The organism is Trebonia sp. (assembly GCF_049794275.1).
Taxonomy (GTDB): Bacteria; Actinomycetota; Actinomycetes; order Streptosporangiales; family Streptosporangiaceae; genus Trebonia.
The window spans coordinates 1-1833 of the sequence record NZ_JBARCR010001138.1 but is presented as its reverse complement, the minus strand read 5'-3'; the positions used below and the strand labels follow the sequence as shown (position 1 = coordinate 1833).

Sequence of the window (1833 nt, the reverse complement as noted above, 5' to 3'; positions counted from 1 at the left end):
GCGGTGACGGTCGCGGCCCGCTGGGCGGGAACGACGAGGCGCTCGCGGAGGGCCCGTCAGGGCACGCGGTGACGACGGTCGCGCAGCGCGCCAGGACCGCCGGCGCCTACATCGCGGCCCTCGCCGCGGCCGCTGCTCCCGACGGGCCCGGCGCCGCCAGGCCCGGGACGGCGGTCAGGAACGTGCTGGTGTTCGAGGGCAGCGGCAGTGGCCTGCTCACGCTGCTCGCGCACAGCGCGATCTCCGATCTCACCGAGACCGACGGGACTATTGACGTCAGCACGGCCACGAGCCCGGCGCAGGCCATCACCACGCTGATGGCCGAGCCGTTCCGTTGCGTGGTGGTCGACCTCGCCCAGTCGTCCGCTCTGCAGTTCCTCGAGCAGGTCAGGGAGCACCCGGAGCTACGGGACATCCCCGTGCTCGCGCACAGCGCGGACCGCCCGGCCGACGGCGACGGCCAGGGGCGGCTGGCGGTGCTGCGCTCGAATCACGGCAGGCTCGAGCTGCTGCCGTCCCTTGACCACCTGCGCGAGCGCATCGGGCTGTACCTGTCCGCGACGCGGCCTGGCGAGGTACCCCCGCTGGCCAGCGACGCCCCTGCGGCGAACAGCGCGCCAGGCACCGGCCGCCAGGCGCTGCAGGGCAAGCGCGTGCTGGTGGTCGACGACGACGCGCGCAACGTCTTCGCGCTGAGCAGCACGCTGGAACTGCACGGCATGCAGGTGGCGCACGCGTCCGACGGGCGGCAGGGCATCGAGGCGCTGCTTGCCGCTCCGGGCACCGACCTCATCTTGATGGACATCATGATGCCCGGCATGGACGGCTACGCCGCGATGACCGTGATCCGCCAGATGCCGCAGTTCGCGATGCTTCCGATCATCGCGGTCACCGCCCGCGCGATGCCAAGCGACCGGCAGAAGAGCCTGGCCGCCGGCGCGAGCGACTACGTGACCAAGCCGGTCGACACGGACGAGCTGCTCAACTGCATGGAGCGCTGGCTGGCTGGGTCCTGAGGAGCCGGCCAGCCGCCCGGCGGCCACCTTTTCCTATCGTTCACCTGCCGTCCCGTCTGACACATATTTAAATCGTGTTACGATATTTTTGTTTGACAATGTAGTTCGTTGCACGATATATTGTTGCGGTATCAGATCACGTTAGCGAGAACACCCCGAGGAGGAGATCATGCCCACGGCCATTCCAAGATCATTATGTGAGTCCGAGGATGGTGAAGGGCCGGTCCATGGAGCGTGCGGCCCATCGGGTGGCCTCGGTGATGTCGGTGCGGCCTGCCATGCGGAGTGCGCCGATGGCGAGGTTTCTCAGCGCGGCCATGGCTCTTGGCCCGGAGCGAGTCCTGACCTGGGACTTGTCTTCTTGGTAGAGGGTGTCGCGGATCCAGTGCAGGGACTCGATTGACCATTGCTCGCGGACGTAGCGGGCCAGGTCGGCGGGGCCTGCCTGCCCGGGCTCCGGGCTGGCGACGCCGAGCGCGGCGACCGCCGAGACCGGCTTGCCTTGCAGGTCAGCGACGTAGCGCTCGATGAGGAAGACCTGGCTGACGTGCGGGAACGGGAGCCCTTCGGGGGCTGGCAGGACCTGGATGGTGCGGGTGGTCACGCGCCCGTGGCCCCTGTCCGTGGCGGCGTGCGCGATCGGGACGTCCTTCCAGGGCAGGGCGTCGATGGCGTCGAACAGGGAGCGCCGGTTCTCCTTCACCGGGAAGACGAACTCGCCGCCGCCCTCGCGGATGAGGCGGGCGGTGGCCTTCACGGTGTGCAGCGCGTCGGCCGTCACGACCTTGCCGTGCAGGTCAAGCTGGCCGAGCACCAC

At 69.3% G+C, this 1833-nt stretch carries 2 protein-coding genes; one reads left to right on the top strand and one right to left on the bottom strand.

Features of this window, described 5'->3' with window-relative positions; all coding sequences use genetic code 11:
* Nucleotides 1-1016: response regulator (locus tag WA805_RS28240; RefSeq protein WP_425243845.1), on the top strand; the 1016-nt coding region annotated here is incomplete at its 5' end.
* A 193-nt stretch (nt 1017-1209) separates the two neighbouring features.
* Here WA805_RS28240 and WA805_RS28235 read toward each other — a convergent pair.
* Nucleotides 1210-1833 (bottom strand): ISAs1 family transposase (locus tag WA805_RS28235; protein WP_425243844.1); only part of this gene is annotated, 624 nt, incomplete at its 5' end.